We start from the raw sequence: 15372 nt of genomic DNA on the forward strand, positions 1-15372 counted from the left end.
CGTCCAGGACGGGAAGGCGGGGGCACATGTCAGCTGAACAAATGGCCGACGGGGGCGAGGATCCCGGCAGGCTTCCGCCCGCACGGCCGCTCGACGCCATCGATCGCGGCATCCTGCGACTGCTCCAGACGGACGGTCGCGCCTCGATACGGTCGGTGGCCGATCGCGTCCATGTGTCCCGGGCCAACGCCTACGCCCGGATCAGCCGGCTCATCGACGACGGCGTGATCCGCGGATTCACCGCGCGCGTGGACCATGAGCGGGCGGGGCAGGGAGCCTCCGCGTACATCACTCTCAAGATCGTCCAGAATTCCTGGCGCACGGTGCGCGAGGAGCTCCAGGCGCTGCCGGGGGCGACCCATATCGCGCTGGTCAGCGGCGACTTCGATGTCCTGCTGCTGGTGCACACCCAGGACAACAGGTCCTTGCGCGAACTGGTCCTGACAAAGATCCAGGCCATCCCGGAGGTGCTCTCCACCCGCACACTCCTGGTGTTCGAGGAGACGGACCTGACCCCGGGCACGGACAGACCCACCGAGCTGACCTGAGGGCGTCCAGCGATCACCGGAGAATCAGGCCGTGCACCGAAGCCCTGTCGCCTCGGTGCACGGGCGGCCGGCGACCGTCAACGGTTCAACGACTGGAGCGCATCCCCTCGAAGGCCACCCGGACGAGCGTGTCCGCCAGGCGTTCGCCGTCGGCCCCGCCGTCGGGCAGCGGCCGGTACCACTCCACCAGGGAGTTGACCATTCCGAAGAGCAGCCGGGTCACCAGCCGTATGTCCACGTCGGAGCGGAGGTCACCCTCCGCGACCGCGGCCCTGAGCAGGTCGGTCACCCGGTGGTCGAACTCGCGCCGCCGCTCCATGGCCCAGCGCTCGGTCTTCGTATTGCCCCGCACCCGCAACAACAGCGTGACGTAGGGCAGTTCGGCTATCAGTACATCGACGGTACGACGGGTGACGTACTCGACCCGCTCGATCGCACGCCCCTGAGTCGCCCCGGGCTCGTCCAGAATCCCGAAGAGCCCGTCCAGTGCACGGCTGACCGCGCGGCGCAGGAGCTCCTCCTTGCCCGCGACATGGTGATAGATGGACGATTTGGAGATGCCCGCCGCCTTGGAGAGGTGCTCCATGGACGTGCCGTCGTAGCCGCGCTCGTTGAAGACACGGACGGCAACGGTGAGCAGAGTCTCCGGGGTGTACGTGTCCCGCTTGGCCGTGGTCATGTCCGCGATCCTCCCCTACGAGTTGTCCACAGGTTTGGCGGGCCCCCTTGTCCCGACCGATCGTTCGGTTACTCTAACTCTGTCCGCCCGTCCCTGCCCAGCTCGATGAGGAGTTGGTCCGTCATGGCCGCCGAGCTCTCCCCGCAACTGCTGTCCGAGAAGCACCGCCCCACGCTCGACCAGGCCCTCGACGCGATCCGTACGCGCGCCTACTGGTCCCCGCACCCCGAGCATCCGAAGGCTTACGGCGAGGGCGGTGCCCCCGGCAGCCTGAGCGCCGCCGAGGGCAAGGCCGCATTCGACGCCGTCCTGAACACCCGGCTCGACCTCGGCCAGCCCGGCACCGACGGCTGGACGGGCGGAGAGGTCTCTCCGTACGGGCCGGAGCTCGGCGTCGAGTATCCGCACGCCGATCTGGATGTCCTGCTTCCGGCGATGCGGGCGGGCATGCCCGCCTGGCGTGCGGCCGGCCCCGAGACCAGGGCCCTGGTCTGTGTGGAGATCCTCGCGCGGATCAGCGCCAGGACCCACGAGTTCGCTCACGCCGTGATGCACACCAGCGGCCAGGCCTTCATGATGGCGTTCCAGGCGGGCGGCCCGCACGCCCAGGACCGCGGCCTGGAGGCGGTGGCGTACGCGTACGAGGAGCAGATCCGCACCCCGCGGAGCGCCGACTGGTCCAAGCCGCAGGGCAAGCGCGACCCGCTCCAGCTGCAGAAGTCGTTCACCGCGGCCCCGCGCGGCATCTCGCTCCTGATCGGCTGCAACACCTTCCCCACGTGGAACGGCTACCCGGGCCTCTTCGCCTCCCTGGCCACCGGCAACCCCGTCCTGGTCAAGCCGCACCCCCGCGCCGTGCTTCCGCTGGCGCTCACGGTGCAGCTGGCCCGTGAGGTGCTCGCCGAGGCGGGCTTCGATCCCAACCTGGTCGCCCTGGCCGCCGAACGACCGGGCGAAGGCATCGCGAAGACCCTCGCCCTCCGGCCCGAGATCAGGATCATCGACTACACCGGGTCGACCGCCTTCGGCGACTGGCTGGAGACCAACGCCCGTCAGGCCCAGGTCTACACGGAGAAGGCCGGGGTCAACACGATCGTCCTCGACTCCACGGACGACTACCGCGGCATGCTGTCCAACCTGGCGTTCTCCCTGTCCCTGTACAGCGGCCAGATGTGCACCACCCCGCAGAACCTGCTGATCCCCCGGGACGGCATCACCACCGACGCCGGCGACAAGACGTACGACGAAGTCGTCGCCGACATCGCCGCCGCGGTCACCGGCCTGCTGGGCGACGACGCCCGGGCGAACGCGCTGCTCGGCGCCCTGGTCAACCCCGATGTGAAGGCCCGCCTGGAGGCAGCCGCCGATCTCGGCGAAGTCGCCCTTCCCTCCCGCGAGGTGGCCAACCCGGAGTTCCCCGACGCCGTGGTCCGTACCCCCGTAGTCGTCAAGCTGGACGCCACCAAGCCGGACGACGAGGAGCACTACCTGTCGGAGTGCTTCGGTCCGGTCGCCTTCGCGGTAGCGGTCGACTCGACGGCCGACGCCGTGGAGCTGCTCCGCCGCACAGTCCGCGACCGGGGCGCGATGACGGTCGGCGCGTACACCACCTCACCGGAGGTGGAGCGCGCGGTGGAAGACGTCTGCCTGGACGAATCGGCCCAGCTGTCGCTGAATCTGACCGGCGGGGTGTACGTCAACCAGACCGCTGCCTTCTCCGACTTCCACGGCTCGGGCGGCAACCCGGCGGCGAACGCCGCGCTGTGCGACGGAGCCTTCGTATCGAACCGCTTCCGCATGGTGGAGGTCCGCCGCCAGGCATAGCCACGTCTCCCGCGTCCCCGCTCCCCCTCAGCCCCTCCGGCATTCGAGGAGCGGGGTACGGGAGGGTCAGGCCCCGGACACCGGACCCCGGTCCCTGATCCGGCCTGATCCAAACGAGAGGCCCTAGCTCCCCGCCTCGGGGATCTCCGCGTAGCGCTGCACCCACGCGTGCATGGCGATGGCTGCCGCGGCCCCCGCGTTGATCGACCGCGTCGATCCGAACTGCGCGATGGAGCACACCATCGCCGCGTGCTTACGGGCCTCCTCGGTGAGCCCTGGCCCCTCCTGCCCGAAGAGCAGTACGCAGCGCCGGGGCAGCTCGGTCCGCTCCAGCGGCACCGCCCCCGGCAGGTTGTCGATCCCGATGATCGGCAGGCCCTCGGACTCGGCCCACGCGGTCAGCGACTCCGTGTCGGGGTGGTGCCGCACATGCTGGTACCGGTCGGTGACCATCGCACCGCGCCGGTTCCAGCGCCGCCGCCCCACGATGTGGATCTCCTTGGCGAGAAAAGCGTTCGCCGTGCGCACCACGGAGCCGATGTTGAAGTCGTGGCCCCAGTTCTCGACCGCGACGTGGAAGTCGTGGCGCCGCAGATCCAGATCGGCGACGATCGCCTCCCGGGTCCAGTACCGGTAGCCGTCACCCACGTTGCGCCGGTCGCCGTGGGCGAGCAGCTCGGGGTCGTACCGCTCGTCCACGGGCCAGGGCAACGGGTGCGGGCCGACGCCGATCTCCGTCCCGAACCCGTCGTCGTACTGTGCCGGTTCCGCGTCCGCACCGGGCCCCGCCGGTGCCGCGGACACCACGGGCACCTCAAGCCCGGCGGCCTCCTCGATCAACGATTCCCCGCCGCCACTGCCTGCGCTGCCCGTACTGCCGCTCTCACTGCTCACCCGACGAGCGTATGGCCCCCGTCGCCGCTGTGCTGCGGGGCCTCCTCGTCATCCTCGCCAGGCCGCGGCCCGGGCACCTTTCTCCGGGCCGGGAACAGCAGCCCCCTGGCGAGGGTCACCCGGCCACCGAGCCAGACCAGGAAGACGGTCGGCAGGAAGACGGAGTCGGCGGCGATCATCGCCATGGAGAAGAAGGGCAGCCCGAGCAGCAGAGCGATGCCGGCGTGCTCAAGCATCATGGCGACGAGCAGAACGTTCTTGACCCGCCGGTTGAAGAGGGTGAAGGGAAACGCGACCTGGACGATGACCGTGCCGTAGGTGAGCACCATCACCATCACGGCGTTGGAGGCGAGGATGTCCGACAGTCCGGGCCAGGGCGTGAAGTAGTCGAGCTTGAGCGGGTAGTACAGCGCCGTGCCGTCCTGCCAGCGCGAACCCTGGATCTTGTACCACCCCGCGGTGGCGTAGATCAGACAGACCTCGGCCATGATCACGACGAGGGTCGCGTTGTGGGCGAGGTTGGCGACGACATCGAGCAGGATCCGCGACTGACTCCGCGGTGCGAAGCGGTTCACGGCCCACCAGGAACCCTCGCCGACCCACAGGAACCAGAGCAGGGTCGGCAGCCACCAGGTACCGCCGAGCCCGTCCGTCACACTGGCCACGATCAGCACGAGGCCGAGCACCGCCCAGAGCACCGGACCGGCCACATTGCCGAGCACCGGGCCCCGCGCCCCGTCCGCCTCCGCACGCTCCTGCCGCGCCGCCCGCCGGGCGTCCAGCGACCAGACCTGCCCGCAGCGCGTGAGCACCAGATAGATCGCCATGAGGTGGATGACGTTGTCGCCGCCGTCGCCCATGAAGATGCTGCGGTTCTGCAGGGAGAGCACACCGGCCATGAAGAGGACCGACATGGCGCGGGTGTGCCAGCCGACCATCAGCAGCGCCGCGGAGATCAGCGCGACCGCGTACACGACCTCGAACCAGATGGTGTTGTCCGACCACATGAGCGCGGTGAACGACTGGTTGCCGGATATCAGCTGCTGCGCCATGTCCCAGCGCCACGGGGCGTCGGGTCCGTACATCTCGTGGCGGTGCGGCAGCTCGCGCAGCAGGAAGAACAGATAGGTGGCCGAGAAACCGATCCGGATGACGGCACTCTGGTACTTACCGAGGGCCGTGGAGGTGATGCGCTGGATACCGCGGGCGACCTTGTGGTCGGCCTTGCGGTCGGGAGTGGCAGTCACTTGTCCGCCCCCTCGGCGTTCTCGGGAAGGTCACCGGGAGTGACCGTCCACCACGGCAGTACCCGGTAGGACGGCCGCGTACTGATCTTCTCCTCGCTCCACGCGGGCGCCGCGACGGACCGCACCTCGGAACGGACCTGGATGCGCTCGACGGTGCCGCCGTAGTCGTGTTCGCCGAGGCGCAGCATCACGATGCGGCGGATGTAGCGCTCGGAGAGCTGACCGCGAAGGCCATTGGCCCGGTTCTCGTTGTCGTGGGAGCTGAGGTAGAAGTCCCAGCCGCGGCGGAGTTCGTTCTGATCGACGTGGCTGGGGAGGAGATTGCCGCGTATCGCCTTGCCGTCCTCGCCCGAAAGGCTCATCCAGGGGGTGGTGCGGCGACCGTCCGCGCCGGCTATCTCGGCCCGTACGTGAACGGCGATGTTCTGCTGGAGCGGATTCGGGGCGAAGAGCTTCCAGTTCTGCTCGAACTCGGGATAGACCCACTCGTCGACCACTTCGCCGTGCTGCTTGGTCAGGGTGTTGGAGGGCGCGACGTGCAGAAACACCATGACCAGCTGTCCACAGGCGACCAGCCCGATCACCGACAGTGCGACCGCGGCGACGATCTGGTACGGAAGAGACAGGGCGGCCATCCCGTCACGAGGATCCGACTCCAGGGCCTGACCAGCACCGGAAGGCTCGTCCTCGACCCGATCCGACCCTGGCTCGGGGCTCCCGTTCCCGCTTTCGGAGCCCCTGTCGTCGTACGAATCCATCCCGCCCCGATCCCCGTCGATCCCCGGTCAGTTATCCACAGGGTTGACACCCTACGGGCCCCCGACTCACCATTGAAGACATTGAACCGAACGATCGGTCGGTAGGGAGCCCGGGATGGCGGCAGTGACTGCGGACCAGACAGCGCAGGCGGGAGCAGACAGGCCCGAAGGGGTGGACGCGGCCCTGGAGGCGGTATTCGACGCCGCGGTGGCGGCGGACGAGCGCATCGAGCCACGCGACTGGATGCCCGATGCGTACCGGGCCTCGCTGGTCAGGCAAATGGCCCAGCACGCCCACTCCGAAATCATCGGCATGCAGCCGGAGGCCAACTGGATCTCGCGCGCGCCCTCGCTTCGCCGCAAGGCGATCCTGATGGCCAAGGTGCAGGACGAGGCGGGCCACGGGCTCTATCTGTACAGCGCGGCGGAGACCCTCGGCACCGGCCGCGAGGAGCTGCTCGACAAGCTCCACGCGGGCCGCCAGAGGTATTCATCGATCTTCAACTACCCGACGCTGACCTGGGCGGACGTCGGCGCGATCGGCTGGCTCGTGGACGGCGCCGCGATCACCAACCAGGTGCCGCTGTGCCGCTGCTCCTACGGCCCGTACGCCCGGGCGATGGTCCGCATCTGCAAGGAGGAGTCCTTCCACCAGCGCCAGGGGTACGAGCTGCTGCTCGCCCTCAGCAACGGCACCGCCGCGCAGCACGAGATGGCGCAGGACGCGGTGAACCGCTGGTGGTGGCCGTCCCTGATGATGTTCGGCCCGCCGGACGACGCTTCGGCCCACTCGGCGCAGTCGATGACCTGGAAGATCAAGCGGCATTCCAACGACGAGCTGCGGCAGCGCTTCGTGGACATCTGTGTCCCGCAGGCCGAGGCGCTGGGGCTCACCCTCCCGGACCCGGACCTCCGGTGGAACGAGGAGCGCGGACAGCACGACTTCGGGGCGATCGACTGGAAGGAGTTCCAGGAGGTCCTCAAGGGCAACGGCCCGTGCAACGAGCAGCGCCTCACCCAGCGCCGCCGGGCGCACGAGGAGGGCGCCTGGGTCCGCGACGCGGCGGTTGCCTACGCCGAGAAGCACACAGCGACACACACAGCAGCGAGGAACGGGGAGGCGACAGCATGAGCAGCTCGACCGAATGGCCACTGTGGGAGGTGTTCGTGCGCTCCCGCCGCGGGCTTTCCCACACCCACGCAGGCAGCCTGCACGCCCCGGACGCGGAGATGGCCCTGCGCAACGCACGCGATCTGTACACGCGCCGCTCCGAGGGCGTCTCGATCTGGGTGGTCCCGTCCGCACAGGTCACGGCCTCCTCTCCGGACGAGAAGGACTCCTTCTTCGAGCCGGCCGGTGACAAGCCGTACCGGCATCCGACGTTCTACGAGATCCCGGAAGGGGTGAAGCACCTGTGACCGCGGCCCTCGCCCTGGGCGACGACGCGCTGGTGCTCTCGCACCGGCTGGGGGAGTGGGCGGGCCATGCGCCCGTGCTGGAAGAAGAGGTGGCCCTGGCCAACATCGCCCTTGACCTGCTGGGCCAGGCCCGACTGCTGCTCTCCATGGTCGGGGACGAGGACGAGCTGGCGTATCTGCGCGAGGAGCGGGCCTTCCGCAACGTCCAGCTGGTCGAGCAGCCGAACGGCGACTTCGCCCGCACCATCGCCCGCCAGCTCTACTTCTCCGCCTATCAGCGGCCGCTCTACGAGCAGCTGGCCTCGGGCGGGAGCGCGTTCGCCGGCCTGGCGGCGAAGGCCGTCAAGGAGGTCGCGTACCACCAGGACCACGCGGAGCACTGGACGCTGCGGCTCGGCGACGGCACGGAGGAGAGCCATGAGCGGATGCAGCGCGGCGTGGACGCGCTCTGGCGGTTCACCGGCGAGCTGTTCGAGCCCGTCGAGGGCCTGGAGATCGACTGGCAGTCGCTGCGGAGCGACTGGCTGGAGTCCGTCGCCGCGGTGCTGGACCGTGCCACGCTGACGCTTCCGGACGGTCCGCAGTCCGGGGCCTGGACGGCGGGTGCGGGGCGCCAGGGCATCCACACGGAACCCTTCGGCCGCATGATCGCCGAGATGCAGCATCTGCATCGCAGCCACCCGGGGGCGTCATGGTGACCGAGACACTCCTGGAGGAGGAGCTGCACCGCCTCGCAGGCTCCGTGCCCGACCCCGAGCTGCCGGTGCTGACGCTGGACGAGCTCGGTGTGCTCCGGGGCGTGGACGTCCTCGCCCCCGGCAAGGTCACCGTGCGCCTCACCCCGACGTACACGGGCTGCCCCGCGATCGAGGCGATGTCCGCGGACATCGAGCGAGTGCTGCACGACCACGGCATACCGGAGGTCTCCGTGGTCACGGTGCTCTCACCGGCCTGGTCCACGGACGACATCAGCGCGGAAGGGCGGCGTAAGCTGGCGGAGTTCGGCATAGCGCCCCCGCGCCCGCACGACGTCACGGCCCCCGCGGGCGGCCCGGTGCCGCTCACGCTCTCGGTGCGCTGCCCGCACTGCGGCTCGACCGACACGGAGCTACTGAGCCGGTTCTCCTCCACCGCGTGCAAGGCGCTGCGCCGCTGCGTGACGTGCCGCGAACCGTTCGACCACTTCAAGGAGTTGTAGATGTTCCATCCGCTCCGGGTCCGCACCATCGAACGGCTCACGGACGATTCGGTGGCCGTCACCCTCGCCGTGCCGCCCGAGCTGCGGGAGACCTTCCGCCACAAGCCCGGTCAGCATCTCAATGTCCGGTACACGGTCGACGGCGAGGAGATCCGCCGCTCGTACTCGATCTGCTCCCCGGCCGTCGAGGAACCGGCCGATCCGGTGCTGCGGGTGGGCATCCGGCTCGTCGACGGTGGCGCCTTCTCCACGTACGCCCTGAAGGAACTCGCCGTCGGTGACGTGGTCGAGGCGATGTCTCCGATGGGCCGCTTCGTGCTGGCGCCCCGCGCCGGACGCTTCGCGGCAATCGTCGGGGGCAGCGGGATCACGCCGGTGCTGTCGATCGCGGCCACGCTGCTGGCGCGGGAACCCGACGCCCACTTCTGCCTGATCCGCAGCGACCGGACAGCGCTCTCGACGATGTTCCTGGACGAGGTCGCCGACCTCAAGGACCGCTATCCGGACCGGTTCCAACTGGTCACGGTGCTCTCCAGGGAGGAGCAGCAGGCGGGTCTGCCCTCCGGCCGGCTGGACCAGGACCGTCTCACCGAGCTGCTGCCCGCGCTGCTTCCGACGGCAGAGGTGGACGGCTGGTATCTCTGCGGGCCGTTCGGGCTGGTCCTGGCCGCGGACCGGGCACTGCGCGGCCTGGGCGTCGACCGGACCCGCATCCACCAGGAGATCTTCCATGTGGACGACGGCCCGAGCGCCTCGGCCCGCCGCCGGATCGAATCACCGGCCCACAGCAGACTCACCGCGACCCTGGACGGCCGCTCCGGCACCTGGCCCGTGGAGGAGGGCGAGTCGCTGCTGGAGACCGTGCTGCGCAGCCGCGCCGACGCACCGTACGCCTGCAAGGGCGGGGTGTGCGGGACCTGTCGGGCGTTCCTGGTCTCGGGCGAGGTGCGGATGGATCGCAACTTCGCGTTGGAGCCCGAAGAAACGGGCGCGGGCTATGTGCTGGCGTGCCAGTCCCATCCGGTCACGCCGGAGGTGGAGCTCGACTTCGACCGCTGACCGATCCCGTCGCCTCTCCCTCCCGTGTTCCCTTCTCGTAGAACCTGTTCTATCTTGACGATCCGTCAGATTCGGTCGGGCATCGGTCAACGGGAGGCCAGGACAGTGGACTTCACCTTCACCGAGGAACAGCAGGCGGCCGCGGAGGCAGCGCGAGCTGTCTTCTCGGGAGTCGTACCGGACGGGGTTCCCAGCCCCGCTCTGGTGCCGGGCGCGGTGGCCGAGGACATCGACCGCCCGCTGTGGGCCGGGCTCGCGTCGAGCGACCTGCTGAGTCTTACGCTGCTGCCGGAGCACGGCGGCGCCGGGCTCGATCTCGTCGCGCTGTGCCTGGTGTTGCGCGAGTCCGCCAAGGTGCTCGCGAGAGTGCCGCTGCTGGAGACCTGTGCGGTCGCAATGGCGCTCCAGCGGTACGGAGACCCGCGGCTGGCCGCCGAGTTGCTGCCCCGGATCGGCCGGGGTGAGCTGGTCCTCACCGCCGGGGCCAACGGCCGCTCCGGCCACGATCCGGCCGAACGCGCCGTCAAGGCCCGCCGGAAAGCGACGACGGGAACCATCAGGAACGGCATGCCCCCCGGCGGGGCCGCCGCTGCCCCTGCCGGCGAGGGTGCCGGCTGGGTGCTCGACGGGATGCAGTCAGCAGTGCCGTGGGGGCAGGCAGCGGACTGGATCGCGATTCCGGCCCATACGGACGAGGGCCGGGCGGTCATCGCCCTGATCCGGCCCGGCCAGGACGGCGTCACCCTGGCCGAGCAGGTCTCCACGAGCGGCGAACGGTTTGCCGAGGTCCGGCTGGAGTCGGTACGGATCGACGACCGCGCCCTGATCGACGGTGCCGGGGCCTGGGAGTGGCTGCGCGCGATCCTCACCACCGGGACGTGCGCGCTCGCACTGGGCCTGGGTGAGGCCGTGCTCGCCATGACGAGCCAATACACCGGCAAACGCGAGCAGTTCGGCTTCCCGGTGGCAACGTTCCAGTCCGTCGCGGTGCAGGCGGCGGACCGGTACATCGACCTGCGTGCCATGGAGGTGACGCTCTGGCAGGCGGCCTGGCGGATCGCCACCGGGGCCGACGGAGCACTGCCCGCCGAGGGCGACATCGCCGTGGCGAAGATCTGGGCCTCGGACGGCGTCCGCCGGGTCGTACAGACGGCACAGCATCTTCACGGCGGTTTCGGCGCGGACACGGACTACCCGCTGCACCGCTTCCACGCCTGGGCGAAGCAGATCGAGCTGTCCCTCGGCCCGGCGGCGGCACACGAGGAGGCACTGGGCGATCTCCTGGCCGCGCACCTGCTCGACTGACCCCGGCCGGTGCCGCCCCCCGAGCAGGAGCGGCACCCCGGCCCGGAACAGTCCCCGGCCCGGAAAACAGCTCCCCGGACCGGAACGCGTGATCAGACTCAGAACAGCTCCCCGGCTCAGAGCACGAACGCCGGGTCGCCGCTTTCCGTGACCATCGGGCGTCCGGCGCCGTCCCAGGCGAGCATCCCGCCGTCGATGTTCACGGCGTCGACGCCCTGCTGCACCAGATACTGGGTGACCTGGGCCGACCGGCCACCGACCCGGCACATGACGTGCACGCGCCGTCCGTCGTCGGCCGCCTCGGTCAGCTCTCCGAAGCGGGCCACGAAGTCACTCATCGGGATGTGCAGGGCGCCCTCGACATGTCCGGCCGCCCACTCGTTGTCCTCCCGGACGTCCAGCACGAAGCCGTCCGACGGAACCGCCGCAACGTCCACCGAGGGCAGCGGGGCGAAATTCATGGGTCATGCCTTCTCTCGTACGTACGCTCCAGAGTCACCCGGAACGCTACTGCACCATGCCCGCCAGCTCCGCCTCGCGCTGCGCGACCTCGCCCAGCAGCTGCTCGGCGATCTCGTCGAGCAGCCGGTCCGGATCGTCCGGCGCCATCCGCAGCATGGACCCGATCGCGCTCTCCTCCAGCTCCTGGGCGAGCACCGTCAGAAGCTCCTTGCGCTGGGTCAGCCAGTTCAGCCGTGCGTAGAGCTCCTCGCTCTCGCTGAGCTCCGTCTCCGGGGCCGCCGGACCCGCCGCCCATTCCTGCGCCAGCTCCCTCAGGAGAGCCTCGTCCCCCCGACCGTACGCGGCGTTCACCCGGGCGATGAACTCGTCCCGGCGGGCCCGCTCCGTCTCGTCCTGCGCCAGGTCCGGGTGGGCCTGGCGTGCCAGGTCGCGGTAGAGCTTGCGAGCCTCCTCGGTCGGCCGGACCCGCTTGGGCGGCCGGACCGGCTGCTCGGTCAGCATCGCCGCAGCCTCGGGGGACAGCCCGTCGGAGTCGATCCAGTCGTGGAACAGCTCCTCGACGCCCGGCATCGGCATCACGACCGCCCGGGCCTCCTGCGCCTTGCGGATGTCCTCCGGATCGCCCGTCCTGGCGGCCCGGGCCTCCGCGATCTGTGCGTCGAGCTCATCGAGGCGGGTGTACATGGGCCCGAGCTTCTGGTGATGCAGCCGGGAGAAGTTCTCGACCTCGACCCGGAAGGTCTCGACCGCGATCTCGAACTCGATCAGCGCCTGCTCCGCCGCCCGAACCGCCCTCGCGAGCCGGGCCTCGGGGCGCTCCCCCTCAGCACGACCATCCGTCCCGACACCGGCCTCCCCGCCCGATGGTCCGCCGGCGTCGCCCGCTGACCCACCGGCGGCCCCCTCAGCAGCCCCGACCCCGGCACTGCTCGCAGCGGCTCCGGAACCACCATCAGCACCGGCCTCCGGACCGGCACCGGCCGGCCCGTGCTGCGCCGACGGCTCGCCCTGCCCCTGCTGCTCAAGCGGCTCGCTCGGGGCATGCTGCTCGCGCTGCCGGTCGTTGTCCTGCCGGTCATCGTCGTTCCGGGTGGTCGGCACCCCGGCGGCTTCGTGGGTCACCCGTCCAGCGTATGGCCACCGCCCACGTCCCGAGGACGCGCGGTCGGCCCGATCCCCCTCAGACGCCCAGTTCGGCGGCTATCCGCCCCGCCCCGACGGCCCGCACCAGCTCGGCGTGGTCCGCCTCCGTACGGTCCGCGTAGGTGACCGCGAACGCCGACACCGCCTCGTCCAGTTCCTCGTTCTTGCCGCAGTAGCCCGCGAGCAGCCGAGGATCCGCGCTGTGCGCATGGGCCCGCGCCAACAGCGCACCGGTCATCCGGCCGTAGTCGTCGACCTGATCGGCCGCCAGCGCCGCCGGGTCCACGCTGCCCTTGCGGTTCCTGAACTGCCGGACCTGGAACGGGCGCCCGTCCACCGTCGCCCAGCCCAGCAGGATGTCGCTGACCACCTGCATCCGCTTCTGCCCGAGCACCACCCGGCGCCCTTCATGCGCCACCTCCGGCACATCGAAGCCGACCACCGGCAAGTACGGCGCCAGCACGGAGGGCCGCGCCTCCTTCACCTGGAGCACCAGGGGCTCGCCGCGGTGATCGAGCAGGAGCACCACGTACGACCGGGTGCCGACGCTCCCGGTACCGACCACCCGGAACGCCACGTCGTGGATCGCGTACCGGGCAAGAAGCGGAACCCTGTCCTCCGAGAGCGTGCCCAGATAGTCGCCGAGCCCCGCCGCGACCGCCGCGGCTTCCTCGTCCGGCACCCGCCGCAGCACCGGCGGCGCGTCGATGAAGCGGCGTCCGCCGTCCCCGGAGTCCTCGGTGGACTTGGCCGCGAAGCGGGCGCTGGTGTTGTTGCGGGCCTTCTCCGAGACCCGCTCCAAAGTGCCCAGGAGATCCCGCGCATCCGTGTGCGAGACCAACTCCTCATCCGCGATGGCGTTCCAGGCGTCGAGCGCGGGCAACTTGGCCAGCAGCCGCATCGTCCGCCGGTAGGCGCCCACCGTGTCGTACGCGCCCTGCCGGCAGGTGTCCTCGTCCGCCCCGGCCTCGCGCCCCGCGAGCACCAGCGAGGTGGCCAGACGCTTGAGGTCCCACTCCCACGGGCCGTACACGGTCTCGTCGAAGTCGTTGAGATCGATGACCAGGCTGCCCCGCGCATCGCCGTACAGCCCGAAGTTGGCCGCGTGCGCATCGCCGCAGAGCTGGGCGCCCACCCCGCTGACCGGTGTGCCCATCAGGTCATGGGCCATCAGCCCGGCCGAACCGCGCAGAAAGGCGAAGGGCGTGGCCGCCATCCGCCCCACCCGGATCGGAGTGAGAGCGGGCACTCTGCCCCGGCTCGACTCCTCGACCGCCCGCACCGCGTCGGGCCGGCCGGACGGCAGGTCCAGGAGCGCGTGCGAGGCCCTGGGCACCTGCTCCCGCAACGCCTTGCCCGCCGCCTTCGGCGACTGTGCCGCGCCCCCGCCCGTCGCAGCCGCCCGCCGCGCGAATCCGGGCACGACCGGAATCCGCGGAACACCCGTCACGGCCCGCTGGACCGGCACTGTCACTTCGATGTCACCCATGGCGCGCAGCCTCCCCCGCTCTCGCCCTGCGCTTTTGGCCCGACGCCCTGTCGCAGATCAATTGCGACGAAGGTACCGCCGTCGGCCGAGAGTCGTCTCCCCCTGTGGAAAACCCACCGCGCGGCCTGTGGACAACGATCCGTCCTGGTCAGACGCCGACGGCTTCCTCCAACTCCTCCTCGATCTCCTCCGCGTCGCCCGCCTCGGTCCGGGTTCCGGCCCCGGCCCTGGCGGCGTGCTTGGGCCCGTGCGCCCCGCCGGCCTCGGCGGAACCCACGACGGCGCCGCCGTCGGCCGCCGCCGTCTCCACCGCGGCCTTCCGCCGCTTCGACTCCGCCAGGCCCGCCAGGCCGATCAGGGCCAGCCCCACCACGAACCAGAGCGCGAGCACCAGCACATGCCGGCCGAGCCCGTGTCCGCCGAAGTACACATGGCTGCGTACGCCCTCGACAAAGCCCGCACCGTTCCAGAAGGAGTGCAGCGAGGCGAAGAAGCCGGGCTGGAGTTCGGGCCGGAAGATGCCGCCGGAGCTGGTGAAGTTGAGCATCACGAACAGCACCATCAGGCCGAGCGTCGTCCACCGCTTGAGGAAGGTGTGCAGTCCGACGCCGATCAGCAGGATGCCCGCGGAGTACAGCCAAGCCATCGCCCACAAACCGCCGAGCCCGTGGTCCACGAGGCCGAACAGCGGCCCCGCGAACACCACTCCGATCACGCTCACCACCAGCGACGCGGCAACAGCGAGGGCGGCCCTGATCCGCAGCGCCAGCACGGCACCCGCGCCGCCGATGACCGCGACCGACGCGTACGAGCCGATGCTCACCGCGACCAGCAGGAAGAAAATGCCCTGGCCGGTCGGATCGCCGTCCGCGGTAGGCGCCGTGTCCGTCACCTTCAGCGGGTCGCCCTGTCCGGCGGCGACCTTGGTGAACACCTTCTCGACCACCGTGGCGCTGGTGTCCGAGGAGGCACTGGCCACGAGCAGCTCGGGGTGCTTCCCCGGCAGATAGGCACCGTAACTCGCCTGTGTCTTCAGGTGGTCCACCGCCGCGGCCCGGTCGGGAACGGTACGTACGCTCAGCGCCCCGTCGCTCTTGTCCTGCAGCGTCTGCGCGAGCACCTGCGCGCTCGGACCCGAACCGACCACGTCCACCCGGAGATCATGCGGCTCCGGGGCGTGGAAGGCCCCGAGATAGGCGAGCCCCATGCCGATGCACATCAGCAGCGGCGTGACGAAATGGCCCAGCACATGACGGAGAGCGGCGGCGGTGGAGCCGGAGGCGGCACTCGGGCCTGTGGACATGCGGAACTCCAATAGTTGGCTTTTACAACTCTCAACTCGTTGTA

At 70.3% G+C, this 15372-nt stretch carries 16 protein-coding genes; 8 read left to right on the plus strand and 8 right to left on the minus strand.

Annotated features, from left to right (window positions below; translation table 11 throughout):
- Window positions 1–41: 41 nt before the first annotated feature.
- Window positions 42–548 carry an Lrp/AsnC family transcriptional regulator gene (locus ACFVH0_RS19895; protein WP_385821976.1) on the plus strand — a complete coding sequence of 169 codons (507 nt, stop codon included), beginning with the start codon at window positions 42–44 and terminating at the stop codon, window positions 546–548.
- A gap of 85 nt (window positions 549–633) precedes the next feature.
- On the opposite strand, the gene ACFVH0_RS19900 is transcribed toward ACFVH0_RS19895, so the two are convergent.
- Window positions 634–1227: a TetR/AcrR family transcriptional regulator gene (locus tag ACFVH0_RS19900; RefSeq protein WP_385821847.1), complete on the minus strand. Its 594-nt coding sequence runs from the start codon at window positions 1225–1227 to the stop codon at window positions 634–636.
- Window positions 1228–1350: 123 nt separating this feature from the next.
- Here ACFVH0_RS19900 and paaN point away from each other — a divergent pair, with 123 nt between their 5' ends.
- Window positions 1351–3051 (plus strand): phenylacetic acid degradation protein PaaN, encoded by a 1701-nt coding sequence (gene paaN / locus ACFVH0_RS19905; RefSeq protein WP_385821849.1) that lies wholly within the window; start codon window positions 1351–1353, stop codon window positions 3049–3051.
- Between the two features lie 123 nt (window positions 3052–3174).
- Here the strand turns inward: paaN and ACFVH0_RS19910 are convergent, their stop codons facing one another.
- The 3 genes from ACFVH0_RS19910 to ACFVH0_RS19920 all read right to left on the minus strand — a co-directional run bounded on the left by ACFVH0_RS19910 (window position 3175) and on the right by ACFVH0_RS19920 (window position 5950).
- Window positions 3175–3855, minus strand: coding sequence for a TrmH family RNA methyltransferase (locus tag ACFVH0_RS19910; RefSeq protein ID WP_385821977.1), 681 nt, complete (start codon window positions 3853–3855; stop codon window positions 3175–3177).
- 86 nt (window positions 3856–3941) lie between these two features.
- A complete protein-coding gene (locus ACFVH0_RS19915) occupies window positions 3942–5192 on the minus strand; it encodes an HTTM domain-containing protein (RefSeq protein WP_385821851.1) in 1251 nt (416 codons plus the stop codon).
- The gene (locus tag ACFVH0_RS19920) at window positions 5189–5950 is read right to left on the minus strand and encodes a DUF5819 family protein (protein WP_385821853.1); all 762 of its coding nucleotides are present in this window, start codon (window positions 5948–5950) and stop codon (window positions 5189–5191) included. Before ACFVH0_RS19920 ends, ACFVH0_RS19915 begins: the two co-directional genes overlap by 4 nt.
- Window positions 5951–6065: 115 nt before the next feature.
- On the opposite strand from ACFVH0_RS19920, the gene paaA reads away from it, so the two are divergent.
- From paaA to ACFVH0_RS19950, 6 genes are all read left to right on the plus strand, one after another.
- Complete coding sequence (gene paaA, locus ACFVH0_RS19925) at window positions 6066–7082, plus strand: 1,2-phenylacetyl-CoA epoxidase subunit PaaA (protein WP_385821854.1); 1017 nt, start codon at window positions 6066–6068, stop codon at window positions 7080–7082.
- Window positions 7079–7369: a 1,2-phenylacetyl-CoA epoxidase subunit PaaB gene (gene paaB, locus ACFVH0_RS19930; RefSeq protein WP_093548044.1), complete on the plus strand. Its 291-nt coding sequence runs from the start codon at window positions 7079–7081 to the stop codon at window positions 7367–7369. The genes paaA and paaB overlap by 4 nt, the downstream gene beginning before the upstream one ends.
- Window positions 7366–8067, plus strand: a complete 702-nt coding sequence (gene paaC / locus ACFVH0_RS19935; RefSeq protein ID WP_385821856.1) for a 1,2-phenylacetyl-CoA epoxidase subunit PaaC — start codon at window positions 7366–7368, stop codon at window positions 8065–8067. Before paaB ends, paaC begins: the two co-directional genes overlap by 4 nt.
- Window positions 8061–8567, plus strand: a complete 507-nt coding sequence (gene paaD, locus ACFVH0_RS19940; protein WP_266731389.1) for a 1,2-phenylacetyl-CoA epoxidase subunit PaaD — start codon at window positions 8061–8063, stop codon at window positions 8565–8567. The genes paaC and paaD overlap by 7 nt, the downstream gene beginning before the upstream one ends.
- Window positions 8568–9626 carry a 2Fe-2S iron-sulfur cluster-binding protein gene (locus tag ACFVH0_RS19945; RefSeq protein ID WP_385821858.1) on the plus strand — a complete coding sequence of 353 codons (1059 nt, stop codon included), beginning with the start codon at window positions 8568–8570 and terminating at the stop codon, window positions 9624–9626.
- 105 nt (window positions 9627–9731) lie between these two features.
- A complete protein-coding gene (locus tag ACFVH0_RS19950) occupies window positions 9732–10931 on the plus strand; it encodes an acyl-CoA dehydrogenase family protein (protein ID WP_385821860.1) in 1200 nt (399 codons plus the stop codon).
- Between the two features lie 116 nt (window positions 10932–11047).
- Here the strand turns inward: ACFVH0_RS19950 and ACFVH0_RS19955 are convergent, their stop codons facing one another.
- The 4 genes from ACFVH0_RS19955 to ACFVH0_RS19970 all read right to left on the minus strand — a co-directional run bounded on the left by ACFVH0_RS19955 (window position 11048) and on the right by ACFVH0_RS19970 (window position 15328).
- Window positions 11048–11392, minus strand: coding sequence for a rhodanese-like domain-containing protein (locus ACFVH0_RS19955; protein WP_385821862.1), 345 nt, complete (start codon window positions 11390–11392; stop codon window positions 11048–11050).
- Window positions 11393–11438: 46 nt separating this feature from the next.
- Entirely contained in the window at window positions 11439–12515 is a 1077-nt protein-coding gene (locus ACFVH0_RS19960; protein ID WP_385821864.1) for a J domain-containing protein, read from the minus strand.
- A 58-nt stretch (window positions 12516–12573) separates the two neighbouring features.
- Window positions 12574–14025, minus strand: a complete 1452-nt coding sequence (locus ACFVH0_RS19965) for a DUF2252 domain-containing protein (RefSeq protein WP_385821865.1) — start codon at window positions 14023–14025, stop codon at window positions 12574–12576.
- Window positions 14026–14173: 148 nt separating this feature from the next.
- A complete protein-coding gene (locus ACFVH0_RS19970; protein WP_385821867.1) occupies window positions 14174–15328 on the minus strand; it encodes a hypothetical protein in 1155 nt (384 codons plus the stop codon).
- Between the last annotated feature and the right edge of the window lie 44 nt (window positions 15329–15372).

Origin of the sequence: Streptomyces sp. NPDC127117, assembly GCF_042677325.1 — a bacterium.
Lineage (GTDB): Bacteria > Actinomycetota > Actinomycetes > Streptomycetales > Streptomycetaceae > Streptomyces.